Annotated in this window: 21 protein-coding genes; 16 read left to right on the plus strand and 5 right to left on the minus strand. The window is 45.6% G+C overall.

Translation table 11 applies throughout. The annotated features are described in order from the left end of the window. Nucleotides 1–78: 78 nt before the first annotated feature. From GK047_RS16025 to GK047_RS16035, 3 genes are all read left to right on the plus strand, one after another. A complete protein-coding gene (locus GK047_RS16025; RefSeq protein WP_240343984.1) occupies nucleotides 79–2,589 on the plus strand; it encodes a trypsin-like peptidase domain-containing protein in 2,511 nt (836 codons plus the stop codon). A gap of 166 nt (nucleotides 2,590–2,755) precedes the next feature. Then, nucleotides 2,756–3,211, plus strand: a complete 456-nt coding sequence (locus GK047_RS16030; protein ID WP_163948611.1) for a VanZ family protein — start codon at nucleotides 2,756–2,758, stop codon at nucleotides 3,209–3,211. Between the two features lie 79 nt (nucleotides 3,212–3,290). Next, complete coding sequence (locus GK047_RS16035) at nucleotides 3,291–3,545, plus strand: hypothetical protein (RefSeq protein ID WP_163948613.1); 255 nt, start codon at nucleotides 3,291–3,293, stop codon at nucleotides 3,543–3,545. Between the two features lie 58 nt (nucleotides 3,546–3,603). Here GK047_RS16035 and GK047_RS16040 read toward each other — a convergent pair whose 3' ends face one another. Next, nucleotides 3,604–4,374, minus strand: a complete 771-nt coding sequence (locus GK047_RS16040; protein ID WP_163948616.1) for a pirin family protein — start codon at nucleotides 4,372–4,374, stop codon at nucleotides 3,604–3,606. A gap of 168 nt (nucleotides 4,375–4,542) precedes the next feature. Between GK047_RS16040 and GK047_RS16045 the strand changes: the two genes are divergently transcribed. Together GK047_RS16045 and GK047_RS16050 are read left to right on the plus strand one after the other, a co-directional pair. After that, a complete protein-coding gene (locus GK047_RS16045) occupies nucleotides 4,543–4,959 on the plus strand; it encodes a BlaI/MecI/CopY family transcriptional regulator (RefSeq protein WP_163948619.1) in 417 nt (138 codons plus the stop codon). 3 nt (nucleotides 4,960–4,962) lie between these two features. After that, the gene (locus GK047_RS16050; protein ID WP_163948622.1) at nucleotides 4,963–5,796 is read left to right on the plus strand and encodes a M56 family metallopeptidase; all 834 of its coding nucleotides are present in this window, start codon (nucleotides 4,963–4,965) and stop codon (nucleotides 5,794–5,796) included. Nucleotides 5,797–5,861: 65 nt separating this feature from the next. Here GK047_RS16050 and GK047_RS29250 read toward each other — a convergent pair whose 3' ends face one another. Further along, on the minus strand, nucleotides 5,862–6,038 hold the full coding sequence (locus GK047_RS29250; protein WP_205516811.1) for a hypothetical protein: 177 nt from the start codon (nucleotides 6,036–6,038) through the stop codon (nucleotides 5,862–5,864). 486 nt (nucleotides 6,039–6,524) lie between these two features. Between GK047_RS29250 and GK047_RS16055 the strand changes: the two genes are divergently transcribed. The 3 genes from GK047_RS16055 (at nucleotide 6,525) to GK047_RS16065 (ending at nucleotide 10,867) form a co-directional block, all read left to right on the plus strand. Further along, nucleotides 6,525–8,270 carry an ABC transporter ATP-binding protein gene (locus tag GK047_RS16055; protein ID WP_163948625.1) on the plus strand — a complete coding sequence of 582 codons (1,746 nt, stop codon included), beginning with the start codon at nucleotides 6,525–6,527 and terminating at the stop codon, nucleotides 8,268–8,270. A 30-nt stretch (nucleotides 8,271–8,300) separates the two neighbouring features. Then, a complete protein-coding gene (locus GK047_RS16060; protein WP_163948627.1) occupies nucleotides 8,301–10,361 on the plus strand; it encodes an ABC transporter ATP-binding protein in 2,061 nt (686 codons plus the stop codon). A gap of 188 nt (nucleotides 10,362–10,549) precedes the next feature. Next, the gene (locus GK047_RS16065; protein WP_163948630.1) at nucleotides 10,550–10,867 is read left to right on the plus strand and encodes a hypothetical protein; all 318 of its coding nucleotides are present in this window, start codon (nucleotides 10,550–10,552) and stop codon (nucleotides 10,865–10,867) included. A gap of 101 nt (nucleotides 10,868–10,968) precedes the next feature. On the opposite strand, the gene GK047_RS16070 is transcribed toward GK047_RS16065, so the two are convergent. Next, nucleotides 10,969–11,592 carry an NAD(P)-dependent oxidoreductase gene (locus GK047_RS16070; protein WP_163948632.1) on the minus strand — a complete coding sequence of 208 codons (624 nt, stop codon included), beginning with the start codon at nucleotides 11,590–11,592 and terminating at the stop codon, nucleotides 10,969–10,971. Between the two features lie 148 nt (nucleotides 11,593–11,740). Further along, nucleotides 11,741–12,070, minus strand: coding sequence for a hypothetical protein (locus GK047_RS16075; protein ID WP_163948635.1), 330 nt, complete (start codon nucleotides 12,068–12,070; stop codon nucleotides 11,741–11,743). 195 nt (nucleotides 12,071–12,265) lie between these two features. On the opposite strand from GK047_RS16075, the gene rluF reads away from it, so the two are divergent. The 8 genes from rluF (at nucleotide 12,266) to GK047_RS16115 (ending at nucleotide 23,925) form a co-directional block, all read left to right on the plus strand. Then, on the plus strand, nucleotides 12,266–12,985 hold the full coding sequence (gene rluF / locus GK047_RS16080; protein ID WP_163948638.1) for a 23S rRNA pseudouridine(2604) synthase RluF: 720 nt from the start codon (nucleotides 12,266–12,268) through the stop codon (nucleotides 12,983–12,985). Between the two features lie 293 nt (nucleotides 12,986–13,278). Further along, nucleotides 13,279–15,639 carry an S-layer homology domain-containing protein gene (locus GK047_RS16085; protein WP_240344001.1) on the plus strand — a complete coding sequence of 787 codons (2,361 nt, stop codon included), beginning with the start codon at nucleotides 13,279–13,281 and terminating at the stop codon, nucleotides 15,637–15,639. Between the two features lie 124 nt (nucleotides 15,640–15,763). After that, the gene (gene ilvA / locus GK047_RS16090; RefSeq protein WP_163948644.1) at nucleotides 15,764–17,020 is read left to right on the plus strand and encodes a threonine ammonia-lyase IlvA; all 1,257 of its coding nucleotides are present in this window, start codon (nucleotides 15,764–15,766) and stop codon (nucleotides 17,018–17,020) included. A 308-nt stretch (nucleotides 17,021–17,328) separates the two neighbouring features. Then, nucleotides 17,329–18,864, plus strand: a complete 1,536-nt coding sequence (locus GK047_RS16095; protein WP_163948647.1) for a putative bifunctional diguanylate cyclase/phosphodiesterase — start codon at nucleotides 17,329–17,331, stop codon at nucleotides 18,862–18,864. A gap of 262 nt (nucleotides 18,865–19,126) precedes the next feature. Beyond that, the gene (locus GK047_RS16100) at nucleotides 19,127–20,200 is read left to right on the plus strand and encodes a BMP family lipoprotein (RefSeq protein ID WP_205516812.1); all 1,074 of its coding nucleotides are present in this window, start codon (nucleotides 19,127–19,129) and stop codon (nucleotides 20,198–20,200) included. A gap of 126 nt (nucleotides 20,201–20,326) precedes the next feature. Next, on the plus strand, nucleotides 20,327–21,868 hold the full coding sequence (locus GK047_RS16105) for an ABC transporter ATP-binding protein (RefSeq protein WP_163948650.1): 1,542 nt from the start codon (nucleotides 20,327–20,329) through the stop codon (nucleotides 21,866–21,868). Beyond that, nucleotides 21,861–22,940, plus strand: a complete 1,080-nt coding sequence (locus GK047_RS16110; RefSeq protein WP_163948653.1) for an ABC transporter permease — start codon at nucleotides 21,861–21,863, stop codon at nucleotides 22,938–22,940. The genes GK047_RS16105 and GK047_RS16110 overlap by 8 nt, the downstream gene beginning before the upstream one ends. Before the next feature lies 1 nt (nucleotide 22,941). Next, on the plus strand, nucleotides 22,942–23,925 hold the full coding sequence (locus GK047_RS16115; protein ID WP_163948656.1) for an ABC transporter permease: 984 nt from the start codon (nucleotides 22,942–22,944) through the stop codon (nucleotides 23,923–23,925). A 56-nt stretch (nucleotides 23,926–23,981) separates the two neighbouring features. Here the strand turns inward: GK047_RS16115 and GK047_RS16120 are convergent, their stop codons facing one another. Continuing rightward, nucleotides 23,982–24,836, minus strand: a complete 855-nt coding sequence (locus GK047_RS16120) for an AraC family transcriptional regulator (protein ID WP_163948660.1) — start codon at nucleotides 24,834–24,836, stop codon at nucleotides 23,982–23,984. Nucleotides 24,837–24,911 lie beyond the last annotated feature (75 nt).

Raw genomic sequence — 24,911 nt, forward strand, 5'->3', positions numbered from 1 at the left:
AAATGTTGTATTGTTCCTCTGGGTTCATTATGCTAGACTCTAGCAACTTCAAACATTTGCCAAGAGAGGAAGACTAAAATGGGGAAATGGAATAGAGAAATGAAGAAAGGCATCGTCTCCTTGATCGCTGCTTTCATGGTTGTATCTTGGGTCGGCATAGCACCTGCACGTGCGGCTGAGGTAAACACGGAGGTGCCTAAGGTAATTGAGCGGACTTCGCCTTCGGTCGTTGCGATCATTGGCAAGCCTTCTTCAGAAGCCGATAAGACGTTGGAGAAAAATCGGTTTAATCTAGCGCATGGAACAGGTGTTATCGTAGAGTCGAATGGCGTCATTGTAACGAATGCGCACGTTGTTAAAGATATGAAAAATATTGTCGTCGTTACCTCGGATGGCACTACGTATAACGGTCATGCGACGAATATTGATGAAGAAAGCGATTTGGCTTTGGTCAAAATAGAGGCAACAGGTCTCTCACCTGCGAAGTTTGCTTCCTCATCGGATATTAAAGTAGGCGAAACCGTTGCAGCAATCGGCACGCCAATCTCCTTCGCATTGCGGAATTCCGTAACTGTAGGGATTGTGAGCGGTCTCGATCGTTCGGTGAATTCCCAGTATCAGCTTATTCAAACGGATGCCGCGATCAATCCAGGCAATAGCGGTGGTGCGCTAATCAATATGAGTGGCGAAGTTATCGGCATCAACACGATGAAATATGCGGAATTTGGCGTGGAAAATCTCGGGTTTGCGATTCCCGTGGATACGGTTAAATATGTATTGAAGCATTTTCAGCTTTATGGCAAAGTGAAGCGCCCTTATTTGGGGTTAGAGCTGGAAGAAAGCTGGGAAGCTGTTGTGGGCTTGCCAAGTTCAACTGGTTTACGCGTCGCTTATGTCGATCCCGATTCACCGGCTGCGGGGGCAGGCGTTAAGCAAGATGACCTCATAACTTCTATTGGCAGCAACAAAGTAAAGACGATGGTGGATTATAACGAGACGCTCAAGAAATATTTGCCGAATGATAAGGTCAGTGTGACGGTTCAAACCGGCAGTTCGGAAGTTACGAAATCCATCACTCTTGGAGAATCACAAACACAAGAGACCAAATGGACGGACGATGCGGACGATGCGAGCTTGGATGCAGACCGAGGTAAAACCAAAATTGGCGACAGCCACTTCGGATGGTCGATGAAGTATCCGGCCGGTCTTGTGAAGAGTCATCAATCAGAAGAGGGGGATTCTGTCAGCTTTGTAGATTCAAAAGGCGAGTTTTCCTTATTGATTCAAGTAGACAGTAATCAAAGCGATGAACTATCGCCAACGGCACTTTTGAACAAGCTTGTCGGTGATGACGAGAGTGATTATGATAGTGCGCCTTCTACAATTGTTGAACGTCAATATGTGAAGCGCGAAGGAAATCCATATGGCAAAGTCGTCGGTCGTTCCGGTGATCATGGCTACATTCAGACGCGCGGCTACCTTAGCAAAGGAAGCTTGTACACCGTTCAATTATTTGTGACCAAAGACCACTATAACAACGATTTTAAACAAAATAGTTATAATGATTTGTTGGATAGCTTTCAACCGGATTTTAATGATAAGGATGAATCATTGAAAGATATTTCCGTCTATTCGACGGGAAGCACGACGTATACAAACGAATATGGTTTATCCTTAGACCTCCCTGCAAGCTGGCAGCAGGGCAGTTATACGGGAGGCTCTTCCTTTTATAGCGATGACTATACGCGAACCGTGCATATTAACGTAACATCGGCATCTTCGGGCGATACGCTGAAGTCTTGGGTAGATCGTCAGCGCAAGCAATTTGAAGAGGTCTATGCGTCCAAGTACCGCAAGGTCAATGAGCCAGAGGAGCTTACATTAGCAGGCGTGCCTGCTTTGAAAGTATCCTATTCCAACTCACTGGGCAATAAGTGGACAGCCGGGAATTCCCTCTTTTTTATTAAGGATAAGTATAAGTACGAGGTCGAGTTTACCTATCCGCAAGAGGCTGACGAAGAGGAGACGGCGGAACTGCTGTCAACGCTGACCTCATCCATCAAGGTAGAGAAAACAAACATGGATCAAGAGCTTGGTTTTATCCAAGATCTTGATGAGCTTCAAGATCCGAATCGGACGGTTCCGTACAAAAACGATAAATTTAAGTACACGCTGCAACTTCCTGAGAATTGGTCGAGCGATAATTCTTACGACAGTAAGGATCAGGGCAGCAAAACCTTCGTCTTTACAGGCGGACATTTGCTCGTCCATGCCGATCCGAAGGCAACTTACGAGGAGCTAGTCAAAGCGGAAGAGGCGAAGCAGAAGAAAAGCCATGAAAACGACAGTGAGTATACGTATACAGCTTCCGATGTTACACTATTCGATGGCGTGACAGCGAAGAAATATGTTGTCCATTACGCAAGCTACAAAATCCCGTACCAAGAAACGGTTTACATTTTCCGCAAGGGCAGCATCTCTTATGCGGTGAGCCTGCGTATTGATGAAGCCGTACAAACTGAGGCCAATGAGGCTCGGTTAAATAAAGCGTTTGATTCGATGAAATTTTTGGATAGTGCTAAAAAGTAAACGAATTCGATGAAAAAAGCTTCCGTTAGCTGCAGCTAGCGGGAGCTTTTTTGGAGTTAGGTAAAGCTTGATTTTCAGCCGCAATAGGAGATTGCTCAATCTGCACACGCGTCACTTGTCGGTGATCTTCTTTGTTTCTAAATATCTCTGAAAGGTTAGGTTATCTATGAAGAGCAAGGGATTGCGATGGCTCATTGGGCTGTTTTTCGTTGGCTACACATGCTGTCTGCTTTATTGGATGTTTATAGGTTTCGGCCGAGGTATACATAGGGATGCTTCCTTTTCCTACAATCTCATTCCTTTACGCACGATAGGTTTATATTTATTTCATATGGATGCATTTCCGTGGAGAGTGTGGGTTATTAATCTATTTGGCAACATGGGTGTGTTCATGCCGTTCGGGATTTGTATGCCTTACTTATTCCGTCCAGCAGCTCGGTACAAGATATTTATTTTGTTATTCGGTTGTCCGTTAGTTGGTTTAGAAGGATTACAAATGCTGCTGAGAGTAGGTAGTTTTGATGTGGATGACCTCATTCTCAATGGACTTGGGGCTAGTGCTGCCTATGCCTTCTATATGCACTTTCCAACTTTTAAGAGAAAATTTATTGGGGCTGAATGAAGATGAGGTATAAAAATGTGCCATTTTCCTCACCATAGCCGTTGTAACGAATTTACTTAAGGCAGGAGGGTGTCCAGATATGACAATCCAAGATTCAAGTTTGCAGTCGCAGAATCCCGTATCTTCAGCGCAAAATTCGGTGGGTAACGTACATTATGCGGTTTCTCACGCGCTGTCTCATCCGACGGAGCAAACGATTCAAGAAGCTCAGAATGCGATCGCGCAGGCCGAAAGAGCGATGGAACAAGCGAAGTCTCATTCGGATCAGCCAGCCGTGCAGCAAGCTCAGCAAGAACTAGAGCAAGAGAGATCACGATTTCAAAGTCTTCAATAAAGTGCAAAACAACCCTCGTCCTTTTTTTAGGATGGGGGTTGTTTGCATTGGAGCTGTTTTATTTGCTATAAAGTACATAACCCGGATCTTTCGGCACTTCAATGGCGATAATACGAATGCCTTCTTCATTATCGGCCTGCAAACGAAGGAACTCGACTTCTTGCGAGGCTTCGACAACCGCGAAGTCCTTGTGCGCCAAAGCGTGGGTACTGTCAGCCGCGGTACTCGTGCCTTGACCTCGAATGACGAGTAGGGCAAGCAGGCGACTTGATTGCAGCTTGTAGCTAAACTCGGTACCTGGTTGCAAAGTCCAGTCGAACATCGAGACCTCGGTATCTAACCGAATGGGTGCTCCCCCACCGATAACCGTTTTAACTGTTGTAGGTCCTTCGAGGCTGCTTGGGAACTGCTCGTGGTTATACTGTTTATAGGTAGCAGGTTGTTTCACTGTTACGTTCAGGTTCGGTTCGAACCAGATTTGCAATCCTTCGCTTCCGACTGTGCGGAATGCCTCGGAGTGAGATATCCCTGAGCCTGCTTGAATGACCTGAGCGCCACCACGGCTAACTGTCTCCAATGATCCAAGAGAATCACGGTGCTCGACAAGGCCTTCAATAACATAGGTTACAATTTCGAACGCTTTATGTGGGTGCATGCCGATTTCGGCTACATCTGTAGATTTACCCCATGCCCAGTAGAAGAGCGAACCGACGCGATCAACTGCGGCTTTCTCACCGGGAAAGCTAATTGGGCGCTGTTCAACGAATTTGCCGCCATCAAATGCGCCAACGCCTTGCTGCGTATACGGAAATATGCGAATGTTCATCATAGATACACCCCTTTGTAACTATATATTATTTAATAACTAACTTTATGTAAGTAATTATAAGACCTTTATCATTCGCTGTCAATGAGCAAGGATATTCTGCTAGCGTCGGCTTGGCTTGACGGAATGTTCGCTTTCCTACTACAATATGTAGTGTAGGGAGTGTTCACGATGAGAATGCAAAATTTCAAGATCCAGAGTAGTGGACTTGGTCGCTTTTTTGGACCGCTCGAAGCTAAAATCATGGAGATTTTATGGAGTTCAGATTCAGAAATTACGATTAAAGATGTACACCATAAGCTTGATCAAGAGAAGGCAATGTCGTTCAATACGGTTATGACGGTGATGAATCGTCTGGTAGAGAAAGATATTCTTCAGAAACGACCGCTTATTCGCTCTTTTGTTTACTGCCCTGTTATGTCGCGCGAAGCTTTTATGGAGGCACAATCCAAGGAGCTGACGTTTGATTTGATCGAAGAGTTCGGCTCGCAAGCTGTTGTGCATATGGTAGACGCTCTGGATCAGGTAGACCCAGCGCTGCTAGATCGTTTGGAGCAGAAAATCAAAGAATTAAAAAAGGATAGATAATACATGTGGGAAACTCGGTCCAAATGGATGCTGTATGCTTCTTTGGTAACAGCAGGCTTCATTTTACTTCAAATGGCCTTCTTCTCCTTGCACATGCTGTTCGGTATTCGTATCTCTTTTAATGTGTTCAAGGTATGCTTTGATCTCTTTCGTGTTCTAAAGACGCCATGGGTATGCAATATTTTTCATTTGTTCGTTCTATATACCTTTCTGGCGTGTTTTTGGGTTGTTGGCAGACAGATTGTGGTCTCACTCAGATCCGCCAAGCGACTTGTCCGCTACCAAGATGCGCAACTCACTGAACGGTATGGGAATGAGTATCACTTAGAGCAACATGAACTGATTGTCATTCAAAATAACGCGCCAGTTGCCCTGACGCTTGGTGTAATTAGACCGAGAGTTGTCGTGTCCACTGGTCTCCTTCAAATGCTCGATCATCGAGAGCTGGAGGCCGTGATGGAACATGAGAAATTCCATGTTAAGCATCGCGATCCGTTAGCTATCTTCTTGTTATCGATGCTTTCCGTTGCCATGTGGTACTTCCCCTTGTTTAGGTGGGTACTGGACAAATACAAAATTATTATTGAAATTATGGCGGATCAATTCGCTTTATCCAAGCGTTGTACGACTGCCGAGTTGGGCAGCGCGCTGCTGAAAATGCTGAAATTCGGAAAAGCCCCACATCCATCGGTGTCTTATGCTTCCTTCGCGGAAACGTCAATTAACCTGCGGATTATTCACATTTTGGAACCACACACAGAACTTTCTCTGAAGATGCCAATTATGCGGACTCTGATTTCCATCATAGCTCTGATAATTCTAGTGACCTTCACCTGAATAGAATAAAGCTATATAGAAGTCCTGCGGCCTATGGTCACAGGACTTCTTTGGCTTCATGACTCCTAATCATGCTCTTTCAGCTCTAATTCCTCGAGTGTGTAACGATTGCCCCATAGAAATTCTCTATCGTAGTTTATTGAGTCTCTGCTGACGAATCGCGCGATAGCTGCAATTGCGCCTCCGCCCACGATCCCAAATGCGAGTATCCAGCCCATTAAAGCAAATACCTGATCGACCATCCGGACTCATCCCCTTTGCAAGGCCTTTATACAAACCTATGCCGCCTAATTATGAAACATGTGTGACAATGGCTGGAAAGGAAGACAATTGATTATAGTCGTTTTATCCTGTTGACACTTTCATGCGAAGGGTGTTAAGATCACTTTTGTAATGATGAACATACAACTTTTGGAAAAGGAGGGTTTCAAGATGAATCGAATTTTTATGGATCGGGATGCGCATCAGGGGTTAAATTCCAACCTTACAATTTCATATCATGTAACCCGTCCGCCAGCTGCGCTGCTTATCGTTTAATCACGCAAGGTTGCTGTCGCAGCCTTCACATACGCTTGATAAAAGCGCGGGTTACGAAGTTAGTTCGTAACGTGCGCTTTTGTGTTTTTCAAAAGGCATATCGCTGCGCGCGATATGCCCTTTTTGCGTGAATAGCTGCGCCTAAATACCTTAGGCTGAGTGCGCTACTTGAGAGGAGTGAGTTATTCCTAATGTTTACTGTATTAAAAAAATTAAGTTGGTTTTTTCGAATGAACTGGAAACGATACACCCTTGCTGTCGGGCTTCTTATTCTGGTCGGCTTCATTGATGTGATCCCGCCCAAATTAATCGGTTATGCGATTGATGGCATTCATATGGGAACTTTAACAGGGACGAAGCTGTTCCAACTGCTTGCCTTCTGGGGCGTGCTTATCGTGCTTGGCTATGCGATGACCTATGTGTGGCTCTACCAATTATTTGGCGGCGCATTCGTACTAGAACGAATTTTGCGTTCTAAGCTTATGAGGCATCTGTTGCGAATGACGCCAACTTTCTATGAGCGCAATCGCACGGGCGATCTCATGGCAAGAGCGACCAATGATTTGCAGGCGGTGTCTGCGACCGCAGGATTCGGAATTTTAACCTTCGTAGATTCGACTTTGTTCATGCTGACGATTCTTGGCATGATGGGTTTTTTCATTAGCTGGAAGCTAACGATCGCATCGATTTTGCCGCTGCCGATTATGGCTGTAGCGATCACGATTTATGGAAGCCGTATCCATGAGCGGTTTATGCGAGCTCAGGACGCTTTTGGCGAGATGAATGATCGTGTGCTGGAGACCATTGCCGGTGTACGTGTCATCCGAGCTTTCGTACAGGAGAAGGCAAGTCAAGACAGCTTCAAAAAAATGACCGATGATGTGTATCGTAAAAATATTGACGTGGCACGGATCGATTCCTTATTTGAGCCTACGGTGAAAATTCTGGTAGGGATCTCCTATTTAATTGGATTGTGTTACGGCGGTTACATGGTATTTCATAGTGAACTGACACTTGGCGAAATGGTTTCCTTCAATGCATTCCTAGGAATGCTGATCTGGCCGATGTTCGCAATTGGCGAGCTGATGAACATTATGCAGCGTGGGAATGCATCGCTAGATCGAGTAAACGAAACACTGGGCTATAAACCAGATGTCACGGACGCGCCTGACGCGACAACACTGCTGCTGCCGCACTCCATTACGTTTAAGCAGGTGACGTTCCGTTATCCGTCGTCCTCCATCGATAATTTGGTGAATATCTCCTTTGAATTACAGCGTGGGCACACGCTTGGTATTGTTGGTAGAACGGGTAGCGGCAAAACAACGCTGCTCAAGCAGTTGCTCAGGGAATACCCGCTCGGTGAAGGAAAGATCGCTGTATCGGATATGTCTATTGAGCAATTGAAGATCGACACGCTGCATGGTTGGATTGGGTATGTGCCACAGCAGCCGATTCTATTCTCCAAAACAGTAAAGGAAAATATTATGTATGGCGGCAGTCAAGGGACGGAAGCTGAGCTGATTCAAGCGCTTGAGCTTGCAGCCTTCCGCAAGGACGTCGAATTCCTTCCCGAGGGCTTGGAGACGCTGGTCGGCGAAAAAGGTGTAGCTTTATCAGGTGGGCAAAAGCAGCGTGTATCTATTGCGCGAGCGCTTTATGTGAATCCGGAAATCTTGATGCTGGATGATGCGTTGTCAGCGGTCGATGCCAAGACAGAGGCAGAGATCATCCGCGGTATCCGCACCGAACGCGCTGGCAAAACAACGCTAATCACGACGCATCGGCTCTCAGCTGTACAGCACGCGGACTGGATTTTAGTGCTGGACGAAGGCTATGTTGTGGAAGAAGGTACACATGAGCAGCTACTGGCGCTTGGAGGCTGGTACAAAGAGCAGTACGACCGACAACAACTGGAAGAACAGATAGAGGTATAGAATTTATTAGAAAAGAAGGTGAGAATCCTTATGAAACATACAGGTAAGCGATTATTTCAATATGCGATGCTGTTCAAAAAGCCCTTGATTATTGCCCTGCTGTTCTTGGCGGCGGCGGTAGCTACAGAGCTATCGGGGCCTTTCATTGCTAAGCAGATGATTGATCGTCACATCCTCGGTATCGAAAAACCGTGGTATGAGATCGCGTCCGTAAATCAAACCGACAAAGTCGTTCCTTATAACGGTAAGCAGTACAAGCGAAGCGATAATTTCGCTGAAGGCGAAGCTAAGGGGAAGGAGGTTCGAATTTTACAGGCGGGAAGCCAGTTCGCTTTGGTCGAGCAGGCGATTTCCTTTGATGGGGCACGCAAATTAACGGATGGACAGCTCACGATCACTCAAGGCGCCGAGAAAGCGGTATATCCAGCTAAGAAGCTAAGCATTCAAGAGCTTTACATGTTTTATGAGCCTGAATTTATGAATTTAATGAAGCTAGGGGCCATTTATTTGGTGCTCGTTATTGTGGGGGCTGGGTTTTCCTACGGGCAGCACTACTTACTCCAGGCTGCCGCTAATCGTATTATTCAGCGGATGCGAACCGATGTATTTGCCCAAATCCAAAGACTGCCGATTCATTACTTTGATAATCAGCCTGCCGGAAAAGTAGTGTCGCGTATAACGAATGACACCGAGTCCGTGAGGGAGTTATACGTGCAGGTGTTGGCGAATTTTTTTACAGGTACGATTTATATCGTAGGAATTATTGGGGCCTTGTTCGTATTAGATTACCGGTTGGCGCTATTTACACTACCGATCATTCCCATGCTATATCTATGGATTGTGGTTTACCGGAAATATGCCTCTCGTTATAATCACGAAATTCGCGAGCGACTCAGCTCCATCAATGGAATGATTAATGAATCCATCCAGGGAATGACGATCATTCAGGCTTTTCGCCGACAAAAGGAATCCATCCAGGAGTTTGAGCAACTAAACGATGAATATACGAGTTACCAAAATAAAATGCTTAGTTTAAACTCGATCACTTCGCATAATTTGATGAATGTGATTAGGAACTTATTTTTCTTCGGTTTAATCTGGTATGTAGGCGGGAGTTCCCTGAACACCTTGATTACAGTCGGCGTACTGTATGCTTTCGTCGATTATCTCAATCGGATGTTCCATCCGATGACTGGTATCGTCAATCAACTGCCGAACCTTGAGCGAGCGCTTGTGTCGGCAGACCGCGTGTTCGAGCTGTTAGACGAACAAGGGATTGATGTAGCGGATGGCAAATCCGCTCGTTACCTGGGCAACGTTAAGTTCGAGAACGTTCGCTTTGCGTATAAGGAAGGGGAAGATGTGCTTAAGAACATTTCCTTTGAAGCGAGGCAGGGGCAGACTGTTGCGTTGGTCGGGCATACAGGTTCTGGCAAAAGCTCGATTTTGAATCTGCTGTTCCGCTTCTACGATGTTAACGAAGGTCGTATCACGGTAGATGGCCGTGATGTGCGCGACATGCCCAAACAGATGCTCCGTGAGCATATGGGTATCGTCCTGCAGGATCCCTTCCTCTTCACAGGGACGATTGCATCCAACGTAAGCTTGGACGATCCGTCCATTACCCGGGAACGGGTCGAGCGGGCACTTACCGACGTGGGTGCCGTGGAGATGTTCAGGAGCTTGCCTCAAGGCATCGATGAGCCTGTAATCGAGAAGGGCAGCACGCTGTCGGCAGGTCAGCGGCAGTTGGTGTCCTTCGCTCGGGCGCTGGCCTTCGACCCGGCGATCCTCATTCTCGATGAGGCGACAGCCAGCATCGATACAGAAACCGAGGCCCTCATACAGGCCGCGCTCGATGTATTGAAGAAGGGGCGCACCACCTTCATCATTGCCCACCGTTTGTCGACGATTAAGAACGCCGACTTGATCCTTGTGCTTGACCATGGCGAGATCGTCGAGCAGGGCAGTCATGACGAGCTGATGCAGCAGCTCGGCCGTTATTATCAGATGTACCAGCTTCAGCAGGGACATCGAGAAGCCGCGACCGCTGCGGTGGAAGAGGCGAATGTCAGCTCCGTCACAGAGTAGATGGAGCGTGGGGTTTAGCAGAACGGTGCGCAGAGATGTGCGCCGTTTGTGGTATTTCGGTTTTTGAAATGGTCAGTTAACCCCCAACTCACGAGGACAAAGCTCGTTAATAGGGCTAACGACTAATGTTTGTGGCTATGCTACAATGAAAGCGCAAGGCAATCCCTTATCTGAAATGGAGGAACTTCATGCGTCCTGATACGATTCGCATTTTGAACCTATTGCAAGTAATATCCGAAATTGCAATCGGCATTGGTTATTTACTCGGTCTTATCCCGTTCGTGTATTTGTGGTCGAGCGCCTGGGTCATTCCACTTGTATTTGTAAGCTTGATATTCGCGCTGCTCACTCGCAACGGTACGACTACTTTGACGATTGTTAATGTGGTGTTGTCGTTTCTAAGCTACATTCCTATTGCAGGCTATTTGTTCCGTGCAGCAGGCATTGTAATTAATTGGATCAACGTACGGTCGATTACGAGCCAGGGTAGCCGTAATTCCTACTAGTGAGCGACGATTTAAAGAGGAGGATTGAAGCCAGTCGTTATGGTTTCAATCCTCTTTTTGCAACCAATATAGATGGAATGATCTAGGGAGCTAGGGAGCTTTTAATAAGCTAACCCGACTCGAGCCTTTACATATTGACACGCTAGGGCTTCTTGATAGGTGAAGTCCGCGGTATCGCCCACAGAGATGGACATGCCTTCCTCTGGCAAGTAATCCCGCTCGACACGGTAGTTGCCAAGCGGCTCGCCATCTGGTAAATAGGTGGGGCAGACGACAGTCCAATCAAGGCTAGACGCGGCGAGCAGCTCCCACGCCTTTCGGTGCTCCTCGGCGGCTCGCGTCGAAGATCGTCTAGAGTTGGGCGACTCGTAGCGAAGCAGCCCATGATGTTCACGGCTCTGGAGGATCCCGGCCGTTCCGACGGTAACGATACGGCGGACACCGTAGACGTCCATGGCCTTGATGAGATAAGGCACGCTTTCCGTTAGAACAGTGCCTCCGTCTGTACTCAGACAGCTAATTACGAGCTGTGCTTGGGCGACGGCATGTACGATATTATCCTCACGACATACGTCCCCCTCATATAGGAATAAGCTTGCTGAGCCTATATTTTCAAGTTTCTTAGGATTTCGAATTAGTGCTTGTACCTCATGTCCCGCTGCCAATGCTTGGTTAAGAACCCTTCTTCCTACTCTTCCAGTAGCACCTAGTAGTAGTATGCGCATGCTTGTCCTCCTGTTTCATCAAGCTTATTTGTATTATATCTAGAATAAAGGATATCTCGCTCGTCCTCAAGGAAAGGGGCAATCTTCAAAAAAAAGCAGCCTGCACGCCTAAGAAAAGGCGAGTGCAGGCTGCTTTACTGCGGTACTCTTAAGATTTAGCGATGAAAGTAAAAGAAATGGGTCTAGTGACGTTAGTGGGGTTAAACACAGTAATGATCCACGTGGTGGCGTTTTGGGAGTAACTGCTTGTCGCGTATGCAGGCAAGGAGTTTTGGCGTCCAATAAACCAGCCACCGCTGACAGGTTTCAAGCTTCCGCCAAGAAAGGTGAATGTAAAGAAGGTGTTGGGTCCAATGGTTCTGTTGAAGACGAAACGGGAGAAGCCACCACCAAGACTTTCTGTTGCATTCGCACCTTTTGCAGTTGCTTTTAATTTCCTGACGACAGCGCGCGGTTTTTTAACTAATTTAACACTCATATATCATTCCTCCTTTTCTAATATAGTAAATGCGAAATGGTAGTAAGTAGCTTGTGTGAATCTACTGATAAACCTTTCTCATTTTCATAAAATGAGATGAACAGATGCCCCACTTGAACCGAGTGAGCGAATACAGCATAATAGGGCTAGGAGTAAGAAACGACACGATTTTGGCATAGAAGGGATTTCCCAGTCATGAGGATTAATAAATTTATTAGTGAAACTGGCGTGTGTTCTAGACGAGAAGCAGATAAATGGGTAGAGGCCAGACGGGTTACCATTAACGGCGAGGTTGCGGGACTTGGGAGTGTTGTTGGTCCAGGGGATCAGGTGCGCGTGGACGGCAGGCCGATAGGCGCTAAAAAGGAGCATGTTTATATTGCGCTTAATAAGCCAGTAGGTATCACTAGTACAACAGAAGCGCATGTGAGAGGGAATATTGTCGATTTCGTCGGACATACGGAACGAATTTTTCCGATAGGCCGGCTGGATAAAGATTCAGAAGGGCTTATTCTGTTGACCAATAATGGTGATATTGTGAACCAGATTCTGCGGGCTGAAAATAATCACGATAAAGAGTACATCGTTACGGTGGATCGACCTATAACGCCAATGTTTTTACAAGGCATGGCCAGTGGGGTCAAAATATTGGGAACTACGACGAAGCCTTGTGAGATTCATAAAGTAGGCGAGCGTGTCTTTCGTATCATTCTCACGCAAGGGCTTAATCGGCAAATTCGTCGGATGTGCGAGGCATTTGGATACCGGGTTGTAAGACTCCAGCGTGTGCGGATTATGCATATTCATCTAAAGGATTTAAAGGTAGGTAAGTGGAGAAACCTGACACAGGGAGAGATGCAGGACTTGATGCATACACTCAGCCAAGAAAAGGGTCATTCACCTGCGAAAAGGTAACAAAAAGGACAATCTAAATGTAGAAAACGGAGCATGTGCAAGAGGGACCCAAGATGGGGTGCCTTTTGCACATGCTTTTTAAATTTTAATTTATTCCGGTCAAGCAACCTTTTTTCAAGATCTGACGTTAAGAGCGTAGAAATGTAGAAAATTAAAGCGCTATTGCCGCGCTAAGGCACACGAAAGACCACTCATTAAAAGCTTCCCGAGCCACTTGCTAAAGGAAGCTAGGCCTGATCTTACAAAGTAAACTTTATTCAAGCAAAATGCTAAGGAGGAAGAGGATATTGAAAATGCTTAGACAAGTAGGAACCCTGGCGATGGCCTCATCGCTTTTACTCACTGCTGCTCCTCAAGTATGGGCAGATGAAGCTGTTGTTCAAAACAAAGCGATTTCAGTACCAGCCGTTCCTGTTCAAGGAGATGGTAAGACTTTGGAGGCAAGTATTACGAAAGAACGTGCGATTGAGCTCGCGAAGACCTACATAACAATTCCCACCGGATATACACTGCAATCGGTTAGCCTCAATTCGTATTATGCGAATACGGGACGCAACTACCCTACTTGGAACATCAATTATGCGAAAAAAGTGAAGGATCAGTATTATGGTTCTCTGAACGTTTCCATTCATGGTTTGGACGGCACGCTGCTCTCTTATTCCATGAACGACAATGATCCGGAGCTAAAGGCTAGTTATCCGCCGAAGGTGGATTATAAAGCCGCCAAAGACGTGGCTGCTGCCTGGATCGCCAAAGTAAACCCTACGAAACAAAAAGAATTGCTTTACAACGATGCGGAAGAAAATGCTTTCCGCACCCCATTAGATGGCAATTACGAGTACAATATACGCTTTGATCGCTCCGTAAACGGTGTCCCTTTTACCCAAAATGGGATTAACATTAGTGTAAATGGGGAAGGGCAAGTCACTAATTATGGTTTTAATTGGGATAGCAATATAGCCTTCGAGGAGAATAAGACAACAATCTCATCTGAGAGAGCTGCGCAATTATTCCGAGAGAAAGCCGATTTGTCCTTGCTGTACCAAATTCCTAATCAAACCAAAGGGAAGAAAAATCCGATAATTTCCTATAATATGAATGAATTCTCGTTGCGAGCAGGCAGTGGAGAAATGTGGAACCCTAGTACAGGGGCGGCGAATTCAGTTGGGAATGGTAAGCCTCTGACGGATAAACCGCTATCGGGTAAACCCGCGAATACGCTAAATCTGACTAAGGAACAAGCGGTTGAAAAGGTAACGGCTACGTTCAATCTCTCTTCGGACTTGAAGCTTCAGCAAGCTTCTTACAATGAATCTACGAACTCCGAAACAGGGGAAACGGAATCTAGCTGGAATTTAAACTGGAGTCAATCTTCTGAGAAGGACCTGAACGGTAAGATGGGCGGGAGTGGCGCTTGGGCAACTGTGAATAGCAAAACAGGCGAGATTAAGAACTTCAATAGCTTCGTTCCGAACGGACTTGATGCCGACAAGGAAGTAGAAGGCAGAGTTACGTTGGAAGATGCGAAGAAAACGGCTATTGATTATGTGAAGAAGAACTTGCCCTTTTACACGGATCAACTAGCACTCGATGCGTCTTCGGAAAAAGATTTCTCCACAGAGCAGCTAAAGCATATGCGTAATTGGGAAATTCGCTTCAAACGAGTCATTGATGGCGTCAATGCCGGCAATGAGAACGTGACCCTCAACATGGATCGTGTTAGCGGCAAGATTACGAGTTATTATTTCTCTCTCAGCGGTGTACCTTATCCGAACCAGAAGCCTGAGGTGCTTACGGTCGATAAAGCAAAGGATATGTTGTTCACCCAGTACGATATTAAGTTGAATTACGTGGTGGCAAATAAGGGTCCCATTTATGGCGTGCCGATTGAAAAATATTTGGTGATGGCAGCTGCAGGAGAAGTCCCGCAGAATGTTTCCAAAGAAGCCAATAATCAGAAGCTGGAAGCTAAACTGGTGTACTCGCTCGTCCCTAAATTTACAAGGGAAGCTTACTTGTTAGATGCTCAGACAGGACAATGGAAGAATGCCAATACAGGTGAAGTGATATCACTTGATAAAGTAAAAGTGGATGATATCCAAAATCACTGGGCACGCAATGAATTGCAGCTTATGCTGGACTATCAAGCATTGGATGTCAAGGATGGCAAGGTAAATCCCGACCAGACGATTAAACGCGGGGAATTGATTAAGATGCTTGTTATTGCGATGAATGGCGGCAATGGCGGCATCTATTATGGAAAGGAGCGAGCAGCTTCTTTTGCAGATGTGAAATCCAGTTCACCTCTCTTTGCTTACGTAGAAAATGCTGTGGATCGAGGACTGTTGGATCCTGGCACAGACTTTAACCCGGAAGCTAACATGGATCGTGAAGATATGGCTCAGCTTATTGTCAAGGCGCTTGGTTACAAGAGCTTAACGAAGTTTGACGGAATTTTCAACAGCAACTTCGCGGATAAGGCAAACGTGAAGAATGTCGGTGTTGCTGCTATCGTGCTCGGACTTGATATTATGTCGCTTAGCGGCGACAAATTCGAGCCTCAGCAAGAAGTGTCCAAAGCACAAGCGGCCAGTGCGTTCTCCCGCTTTCTACAAAAACGAGCTGAGCTGCAAGATCAACACCGTTACTTCTAAAACTCGATGAGCATACTGCCTTGGCGGTATGCTTTATTTTTTCCCACTCCCCCCTTCGTGTTTAGATATGCTACAATGTTCTTTAAAACTTAGCATTGATACAGTCAGGAGAGGGAGTAAGCGTATGGCAGTTCCAAATCGGGTAGGTTTAGAAGATATCATTAAGGCTAACCATGTTCTTAGTCGTGTTATTGAGCCATCGCCTCTGCAGCGCAACGAGCTGCTGTCTAATTTATATGAATGTAACGTTTATCTTAAACGTGAAGATATGCAGGTAGTACGGTCCTTTAAAATTCGTGGAGCGTATAATGTTATTCAAAGCTTGTCCTCTGAGGAGCGGGCAGCAGGCGTTGTTTGTGCGAGTGCTGGCAACCATGCGCAGGGCGTTGCTTATTCATGCAAACAGCTAGGGATTGACGGGAAAATATTTATGCCTACGACAACACCTAGGCAGAAAATTTCTCAGGTCAAATTATTCGGGGGACCGTTCGTTGAGGTCATCCTGACCGGTGATACCTTTGATGACTCCTCTACGCAAGCTAAAGCATATTGCGAGCAAGAGAAGAAAGTGTTCATTCATCCATTTGACGACGTTCGTACGATTGCTGGACAAGGCACGGTCGGCCTTGAAATAATGAATCAAATTCCAGAAACACCGGACTTCATTTTTGCGACCATTGGTGGAGGCGGCTTGATTGCGGGCGTCGCAACCTATGTGGAGAGTGTCTCCCCGCAAACGCGTTTTATCGGAGTTGAGCCCGAAGGCGCTGCGAGTATGTCAGAGTCCCTTCAGCAGGGACATGTGGTGACGCTTGCCACGATCGATAAGTTCGTGGATGGCGCAGCCGTTAAGCAGGTGGGTCAGCTTACATTTGACATTTGTAAAGAGAAGCTAGAGGACATCGTCGTCATTCCATCTGGTAAAGAATGCACGACCATTTTAGAGCTCTATAACAATAACGCGATTGTCATTGAACCGGCTGGAGCTCTGCCTGTTGCAGCTCTTGATGCTTATCGGGAACAAATCCGCGGTAAAAATGTTGTTTGTATCATCAGCGGTGGGAATAATGATATCGACCGGATGCAGGTGATTAAAGAAAGATCCTTGATCTATGAAGGGTTGAAGCACTATTTTATTCTTAACTTCCCGCAACGCGCGGGGGCCCTCCGCGAATTTCTAGAGGAAGTTCTTGGGCCTACCGACGATGTTACGCGATTTGAATATACGAAAAAAAATAACCGTGACGACGCTCCAGCATTAGTGGGCATTGAGTTGAAAAATAAAGACGATTATGATGGTTTAATTGAGCGTCTCTCACAAAAAGACTACGGTTATGTAGAGATTAACAAAGATCCTAAATTGTTTAATTTGCTTATTTGATGCATCCGATCAAGCTTCCTATTATTAGCCAACCAACATTGGATATGCTATATTAAGTTGGTTCCAGTTCTTTTCCATATTCGTATGAGGCATGGTGACGATGATGGTAGAGCTGTTGATAGGTCGCTATGTTACCTATACCAGGTAAACCTACGGCTATTCCAATTGGAATAGCCTTTTATTGTGATGATAGGCATACGCTATACTAGGTAACTTCTCTATTAAATACTTAGCCTTTCTTATAAATAGTAGCTTTACTGTGATTTAAAAAAGTAGGTTTTCTGTGAAACAGTTAGGAGGTAAGGAGTTTGAGAAGCATAAAGTCATCCCGATGGACGCAGCATATGCAAACCTATTCTTGGGCTTACATAAGCTTGATTGGCGTTTGTTTGTTGACGGTTAATCTGCTTGTCGTTGCTTCTTTTTCATTCCAGCCGCTTGTATGGGGCGGTATCGTATTCCAATTCATCGTCTGCGCGATTGGTGCCCTTCGATTACGACATCTACTAGTTATGAAACGACAGTATGAAGAGCAAACGAAAGAGATGGAACACATCGCTTATCATGATGCGTTAACAGGACTACCGAACCGTCGGTTATTCGAGGATCGATTGAAACAGGCGCTGTTGCATGCACAAAGGAGAGGACAACTGACAGCAGTCATCTTTCTGGACATGGATCGCTTTAAGCATGTCAACGATACGCTTGGCCATGCCAGTGGCGATAATCTGATTCATCATGTTGGACAGCGCTTGGTGAAATGCTTGCGAGGTGTGGATACGGTGTACCGTCAAGGCGGCGATGAGTTCACCATTTTATTAGAATCGATTGCAAAGCCAGAAAATGTAGGCATGGTAGCAAGCCGTATTCAAGCTGCGATAGAAGAGCCCTTTACCCTTAATGGCATACCTGTTGTAGTGACGGCGAGTATGGGCATTGCTCTGTATCCCATGGATGGGGATACCCCAGAACAACTGATGCATCATGCGGATGAAGCGATGTATGCGGCTAAGAAGCGGGGACATAACCGGTTTCAATTCTATACCTCAGAGGTAGATGCTATGGTTGCAGGCAAAGCTTATGTGGAGGCTGAGTTGCGATTAGCTTTAAAGAATGAGCAGTTTGAACTTCATTATCAGCCCCAGTATGAGTTATCGACCCGCAGGCTTAAAGGCATGGAAGCCGTTCTTCTGTGGAACAAAGACGATCATCCGAGATTGGCTGAAATGGATTGGAGAAAAATTGCCGAGGAAACGGGACTTATGGTGCCGATCGGGCATTGGATGCTGCGCACGGCTTGCAATCAGTTGAGAAACTGGCAAGATGCAGGTTTTCATCCTCTGCGAATAACGGTGAATGTGAAGGCCGTGCAGTTTAAGGACGAGTTGTTTATCGATGCAATTGCAAATATAGTAAAAGAATCAGGTCTAGATCCTACAAGCATTGAGTTAGATCTGACCGAAAGCATCACTTCATCCAGTGTACAGCTCGTTGGCGAGAAGCTTCGTAGATTAAAAGCGCTAGGAGTTCGCATTGCGATGGATGATTTATGTATAGGTTTGTTTACACGCTCTGGTTTGCAAGATATGCCTATGGATAGCATTAAACTAGATAGTTCCCTGATTAGAGATCTTCCAGATGATGCTGAGAATCAAGTATTGGCTGCCGGGATTACCCGAATCGCCCATCGATTAGGGCTAAATCTCATTGCCAAAGGCGTCGAAACCAAGGAACAACTAGAGCATCTCCAGCATCTTCAATGCACGGAGGTACAAGGAAAGCTGTTTAGTACGCCCTTGGATGCTTTGGAATTTTTAGAGCTTTTGAAGGCGGAACTCAACTAGCATGTATCTGGATTTTATTGACCGCCGGTAGTATAATCAATACTTGTGGCTTGGACCCTGTTGTTGAGAATCACAATGCGAATATGTCAGCTTGTATGACATGACGAATTATGTTATTTCCTGTGGATACTACTTTTCTCCTGCGGATTAAAATGGTACAATTGTACATGGAAGGCCTTACATAATTTCGTTTATCATGGTCATACTACAATGTGGGTTCCATGGTAACGGTCAAATTCAATAAGTCGGGGGTAAAAAAACAATGAAAAAAGTGCTATCTACAGCTCTTATGGCTGTAACAGTAACGGCAATGGCGCTCACTGGTTGCGCAAAAAAAGAAGAAACAAAACCGGGTGCGGCTTCCGCAACTCCAGCTCCTAGCGCAGCAGCATCTGCAGCACCAAAAGGAGACACAAGCGGTAAAGATTTCAAAATCGGTATGGTTACAGATATTGGTGGCGTAAACGACAAATCGTTTAACCAAAGCGCTTGGGAAGGCTTGAAGCTGTTGGAAAAACAAACGGCTGCTAAAGTGAAAAACCTCGAAAGTAAAAGCGACGCGGATTACACACCGAACTTGAACCAATTCGTTAAAGATAATTACAACTTGACTTGGGGTATTGGCTTCTTGATGGGTGACGCACTCAAAACAGTTGCTACACAAAACCCTACTGCTAAACTAGCGATCATCGATAACGTTGTTGAAGCTCCTAACGTAGAGTCTGTTACTTTCTCCGAACAAGAAGGTTCCTACCTAGTTGGTGTGGTAGCAGGTCTGACTACAAAAACAAACAAGATCGGTTTCGTTGGTGGTGTTGAAATTCCGGTTATCAAACGTTTTGAAGCTGGCTTCGTAGCGGGCGTTAAGGCTGTTAACAAGGATGCCAAAATTCAAATCAACTATACAGGTGCTTTCGACAAGCCAGACCTTGGTAAAGCAGCGGCTGCAACGATCTTCAACGATGGCGCAGATATCATTTTCCACGCTTCTGGTTCCACAGGTAACGGTGTATTTAACGAAGCGAAAGACCGTGCAAAATCAGGTAAAAAAGTTTGGGTTATCGGTGTAGATAAAGACCAATCCTTAGAATTTGGCGATGAAGTGACACTGACTTCCATGATGAAACGTGTTGACCAAGCGGTTGCTCGTGTTTCCAAAGATGTAGTTGAAAACAAGTTCCAAGGTGGTAAAGTAGTTGTTCTTGGTCTGAAAGACGATGGTGTAGGTCTTCCTGAAACTTCCAAGAAAAACGTGACTCCAGAGATTTTGAAAAAAGTGGACGAGTTCAAAGCTAAAATCATTAGCGGTGAAGTTAAAGTTCCAGAAACTCCTTAATTGTATAGACAACGTAGTAATTAGGAACGCTAAGCTTGCTTTTGTTAAAACAAGGCTAGTTACATAAACTAGCCTTGTTCTTTAGTTATGAGAGGTTTTCCAAAAATTGATCAGTAGGGTGATCTGATGAGTAATGTAACCCCTGTTGTTGAGCTAAGCCAGATTACGAAGCGATTTCCTGGGATTGTCGCCAATGATTCCATCAGCTTAAAGCTGCATCTTGGTGAAATTCACGCATTGCTTGGTGAGAACGGCGCTGGCAAATCAACACTAATGAACATTCTGTTTGGTCTCTACCAACCAGATGAAGGCCACATTAAGGTCCAAGGTAAAGAAGTTAGCATTGACAGTCCCAATCGGGCAATTGAATTAGGGATCGGCATGGTCCATCAGCATTTTAAATTGGTTCAACCTTTTACCGTTACTGAAAACATTATTTTGGGCATGGAGCCCAAAGCGGGAATGAATATAGACTACCGCACAGCGCAAGAAAAAGTACGTAAGTTATCTGAGCAATATGGTTTGCGTGTAGATCCTAAAGCTAAAATCGAGGATATTTCCGTCGGCATGCAGCAACGCGTAGAAATTTTGAAAACGCTGTATCGGGGCGCGGATATTCTTATTTTCGATGAACCGACAGCTGTATTAACACCGCAAGAGATTAGTGAGCTGATGGTGATTATGCGGAATTTGGTCAAAGAGGGCAAGTCGATCATTCTGATTACGCATAAGCTAAAAGAGATTATGGAGATTGCCGATACCGTAACCATTATTCGTCGTGGTAAAGTTATTGATACCGTAGAGTGCTCAAAAACGAATCCGCAAATTTTGGCGGAGAAAATGGTTGGACGCGATGTATCTTTTAAGGTGAACAAGCAGGACGTGAAGCTTGGCGAGCCAGTTCTTCAGGTGAAAGAGCTTGTTGCCCGTAATCATCAAGGTTTAGCTGCTCTGAAAGGGCTTAATTTTGAAGTGAAAGCAGGAGAAATTCTAGGTATAGCTGGGGTTGACGGCAATGGGCAAAGCGAATTGATTGAAGCTCTAACCGGCCTGCGTCCAGTAGACAGTGGACAAGTTTTACTGATGGGCAGCGACATTACGAATCAATCACCAAGGCAAATTTCGGAGGCTGGGCTTTCCCATATTCCTGAGGATCGCCATAAGCATGGATTGGTTTTGGATTTCTCAATGAGCGAAAACATGGTGCTGGAAACTTATTTTCACCCTGAATATAACCGAGCTGGATTTTTGAATTATAAAGAGATCGATCGGCACGCAGAGGCCCTTATCAAACAATTCGACGTCAGAACGCCTACGATCTATAACAAGGCGCGTTCTTTGTCGGGGGGCAATCAGCAGAAGGCGATTATTGCCAGGGAAATACACAAGAATCCTAATCTGCTTATCGCAGCTCAGCCTACGCGCGGTTTGGATGTAGGAGCGATTGAATTCGTGCATCGACAATTAATTGAGCAGCGCAATAAAGGCAAAGCTGTCCTATTAATTTCTTTTGAATTGGATGAAATTATGAACGTTTCTGATCGTATTGCAGTTATCTATGAAGGTCAGATTGTGGGAGAAGTGCTGCCTCAAGAAACAAATGATCAAGAAATTGGGTTACTCATGGCCGGCAGTAAGCGCACAGAGAAAGGAGCTGCTCATGAATAAAGTAGTTAGAATCTTTACAAGTGAATCGGCCCTTAATCCAATCATGGCCATCATACTTGGTCTGTTATTCGGAGCGCTCGTCATGCTTGCTGGAGGGTATAACCCCCTTACGGCGTATAGTGCGCTTTTCTCCAGAATCTTCGGTAGTTCCTATGATATAGGGGAGAGCATTCGCGCGATTACACCTCTTATCCTAACAGGTTTATCCGTTGCTTTCGCATTCCGCACAGGTTTGTTCAACATCGGAGCTGAAGGACAAGTTGTTATGGGTATGACGGGAGCTACACTTATTGGCGTTAAGCTTACTGGACTTCCATGGATCATACATGCTCCGCTTGCTGTTATTGCAGGTGCTTTACTGGGCGGACTATGGGGAGCTATTGCAGGTTATTTGAAAGCAAAACGTGGTGTGAATGAAGTTATCACCACCATCATGCTGAATTGGATTGCGTTGTTCCTTTCTAATTACATCGTAAACCAATTTCTATTGGAGCCTAAACAACAACGTTCCTATATGATTCAAGATTCTGCTTCTCTAAGCATCACGTGGTTATCTGACTTGCTTAATCATGCTAGGATTCACTGGGGGACGGTCATCGCGATTGTCGCAGCTATCGTATTTTACTTGATTTTGTGGAAAACCAAGCAAGGTTATGAACTGCGTGCAGTAGGCCATAATATGGATGCCGCCAAATATGCGGGCATGAACGTTAATCGCAATATTATTAAGGCGATGTTTATCAGCGGTATTTTCGCGGGACTCGCTGGCGTATTCGAAATTCTCGGTGTGTTTCACTACCAGGTTGTGGCCGCGTCATCGCCGGGTTACGGTTTTGATGGGATAGCCGTATCCTTACTAGGAGCTAATAATCCTTTTGGAATTGTGCTTGGAGCTGCGCTCTTTGGCGGATTAAGTTATGGTTCCGCTGGTATGAGCTTCGGTGCGGATGTACCACCGGAAATTGTTCGAATCGTCATTGGCTCGGTTATTTTCTTTGTAGCAACCCAAGGCATTGTCAAATGGGTTCTCCTTCCGTTCTACGGTAAACGCAAGAAAGAGAGGGCGTCGTAACATGGACCTACTCACAGCAATTCACGAATTCCTAACGAAATTTAGCGAACTTATTAATACGACGCTCGTTTACTCGACTGCTCTCATATTTGGTGCTATGGGTGGCATTTTCTCGGAACGATCAGGTGTCGTGAACATCGGTATCGAAGGTTTAATGGTCTCAGGCGCTTTCGCTTCGGCTGTCGGCGCATACTACGCAGAAGAAGCGAATATGGGATTATGGTCCCCGTGGATCGGTCTGCTGACAGCGATTTTATTCGCTTTGATTTTTGCTCTGATTCACGCTGTTGCTACGATTTCGTTCAAAGCAAATCAAGTTATTAGTGGAGTGGTCATTAACTTCTTGGCTGCGGGCGTTACCGTATATTTAGTTAAAGTTTTATTCGATGGCGCAGGTCAAACAGAGACATTGAAAGATGTTTTTTCCAAATACGAAATTCCGCTGCTATCCAAAATTCCTTACCTCGGCTTCGCTATTTTTACAGCCTATCCGACTACGTTCATAGCTTTGATTCTCGTAGTCGTAACTTGGTACGTACTATTTAAAACGCCATTTGGTCTACGTCTTCGTTCCGTTGGCGAGCATCCGAGCGCAGCAGATACGGTAGGTATTAAAGTAAATCGTATTCGGTACATTGCGGTGCTGATAAGTGGAGCCTTTGCCGGACTAGGCGGGGCAACAATTACGCTAACGACGACAAGTAACTTTTCACACAATACGATCTCTGGTCAGGGCTTTATTGCCATGGCGGCAATGATATTTGGTAAGTGGCATCCAGTGGGTGCATTGGGCGCAGCTGTCTTTTTCGGAATGGCGCAAGCGCTCAATAATTTCATGCGGTTGTTTGATTTTTCCAAGAACATTCCGCAGGAATTCCTCTACATGCTGCCTTATGTACTAACGATTTTGGTACTGGCTGGAGCCGTAGGTCGGGCTAAAGCGCCTTCGGCACTTGGTGAGCCTTACGATCCAGGTAAGCGGTAAAATAAAAAACATGCACATGCAGGGGGAATATCCCTTAAGCTGTGCATGTTTTTTTATTAAAGAGACTTGATTTGGTTGCGATATGCACTGGGGGAAACACCGTACAAGCGTTTGAATTGCTTGGAGAAGTACAAGGGATCAAAGAATCCGACAGAAGCGGCAATTTGCTCAATCGTAAGTTCTAGTCGTTCGCGCAGCAGCAGCCGTGCTTTATCTACACGCAGCTTCAGCAGAAAGGTGATAGGCGTCACCTGGGTATGCCGTTTGAATAGTCGGGATAAATAAGCGCGATTGTAGCCCAGGCTTTCTGCCATAAGCTCAATTGTGATTGGCTCTGCATATTGGGTGGTAAGATAATGAATGGCTTGCTGCACAATCCGGTCACTTTCCGCTTCAGCTACGATGCCTGTTAATGTAGGAGCCGCGAGGACTTCGTAATAATCGGCAAACAGCAGTTGTAAATATCCGCAAGCTTTCATTTGAGCATTAATTTTTTTAGCTCGTAGCGCTTGCTGGATATGGCGAAATAGAACAGGAATATGGCGATTACGCTTGGTATAAATGACGGGGTGGAGCGGATTGACGCCTATAGAGTTAACTAGATGCGAGGCATGGGCTCCAGTGAAAGCAATCCAGCAATAATGCCAAGGATCTAGTTCATCGGAGACGTAGCTGATGAGCTGTTCCGGTTCGATGATAAAGCTATCGCCAGTGCCTAGCTCATGCTCCTGTCCGTGACAGGAGAATACGCCTTTGCCTGAAATCACATAGTGTATCAAGTAGTAGTCAACTACTTTAGGCCCTAGTCTGTGTTCTGGTTTGGTTTGGCTCTCCCCGGCAAAAAGTACGGTCAGTTTTTGATCCTGCGCAGGCAGTGGATTTGAAACAACGTAGTAGCTATCTGGTCTCATCAGAGCTGCCTCCCTCTCCTGCCTATCTTTCTCTACTTTAGCATACAGGGCTAAAAGATAAAATGCAGATCATAT

The organism is Paenibacillus sp. SYP-B3998, from assembly GCF_010820665.1.
Lineage (GTDB): Bacteria > Bacillota > Bacilli > Paenibacillales > NBRC-103111 > Paenibacillus_E.

Coding starts and splice junctions, on each gene's coding strand:
- GK047_RS16050 (WP_163948622.1), top strand. CDS start 4,963: ATGTGGGAAACTCGGTCCAAATGGATGCTGTATGCTTCTTTGGTAACA.
- rluF (WP_163948638.1), top strand. CDS start 12,266: ATGAGGATTAATAAATTTATTAGTGAAACTGGCGTGTGTTCTAGACGA.
- GK047_RS16110 (WP_163948653.1), top strand. CDS start 21,861: ATGAATAAAGTAGTTAGAATCTTTACAAGTGAATCGGCCCTTAATCCA.
- GK047_RS16030 (WP_163948611.1), top strand. CDS start 2,756: ATGAAGAGCAAGGGATTGCGATGGCTCATTGGGCTGTTTTTCGTTGGC.
- GK047_RS16045 (WP_163948619.1), top strand. CDS start 4,543: ATGAGAATGCAAAATTTCAAGATCCAGAGTAGTGGACTTGGTCGCTTT.
- GK047_RS16070 (WP_163948632.1), bottom strand. CDS start 11,592: ATGCGCATACTACTACTAGGTGCTACTGGAAGAGTAGGAAGAAGGGTT.
- GK047_RS16075 (WP_163948635.1), bottom strand. CDS start 12,070: ATGAGTGTTAAATTAGTTAAAAAACCGCGCGCTGTCGTCAGGAAATTA.
- GK047_RS16055 (WP_163948625.1), top strand. CDS start 6,525: ATGTTTACTGTATTAAAAAAATTAAGTTGGTTTTTTCGAATGAACTGG.
- GK047_RS16085 (WP_240344001.1), top strand. CDS start 13,279: ATGCTTAGACAAGTAGGAACCCTGGCGATGGCCTCATCGCTTTTACTC.
- GK047_RS16035 (WP_163948613.1), top strand. CDS start 3,291: ATGACAATCCAAGATTCAAGTTTGCAGTCGCAGAATCCCGTATCTTCA.
- GK047_RS16120 (WP_163948660.1), bottom strand. CDS start 24,836: ATGAGACCAGATAGCTACTACGTTGTTTCAAATCCACTGCCTGCGCAG.
- GK047_RS16025 (WP_240343984.1), top strand. CDS start 79: ATGGGGAAATGGAATAGAGAAATGAAGAAAGGCATCGTCTCCTTGATC.
- GK047_RS16040 (WP_163948616.1), bottom strand. CDS start 4,374: ATGATGAACATTCGCATATTTCCGTATACGCAGCAAGGCGTTGGCGCA.
- GK047_RS29250 (WP_205516811.1), bottom strand. CDS start 6,038: ATGGTCGATCAGGTATTTGCTTTAATGGGCTGGATACTCGCATTTGGG.
- GK047_RS16060 (WP_163948627.1), top strand. CDS start 8,301: ATGAAACATACAGGTAAGCGATTATTTCAATATGCGATGCTGTTCAAA.
- GK047_RS16065 (WP_163948630.1), top strand. CDS start 10,550: ATGCGTCCTGATACGATTCGCATTTTGAACCTATTGCAAGTAATATCC.
- GK047_RS16115 (WP_163948656.1), top strand. CDS start 22,942: ATGGACCTACTCACAGCAATTCACGAATTCCTAACGAAATTTAGCGAA.
- ilvA (WP_163948644.1), top strand. CDS start 15,764: ATGGCAGTTCCAAATCGGGTAGGTTTAGAAGATATCATTAAGGCTAAC.
- GK047_RS16100 (WP_205516812.1), top strand. CDS start 19,127: ATGAAAAAAGTGCTATCTACAGCTCTTATGGCTGTAACAGTAACGGCA.
- GK047_RS16105 (WP_163948650.1), top strand. CDS start 20,327: ATGAGTAATGTAACCCCTGTTGTTGAGCTAAGCCAGATTACGAAGCGA.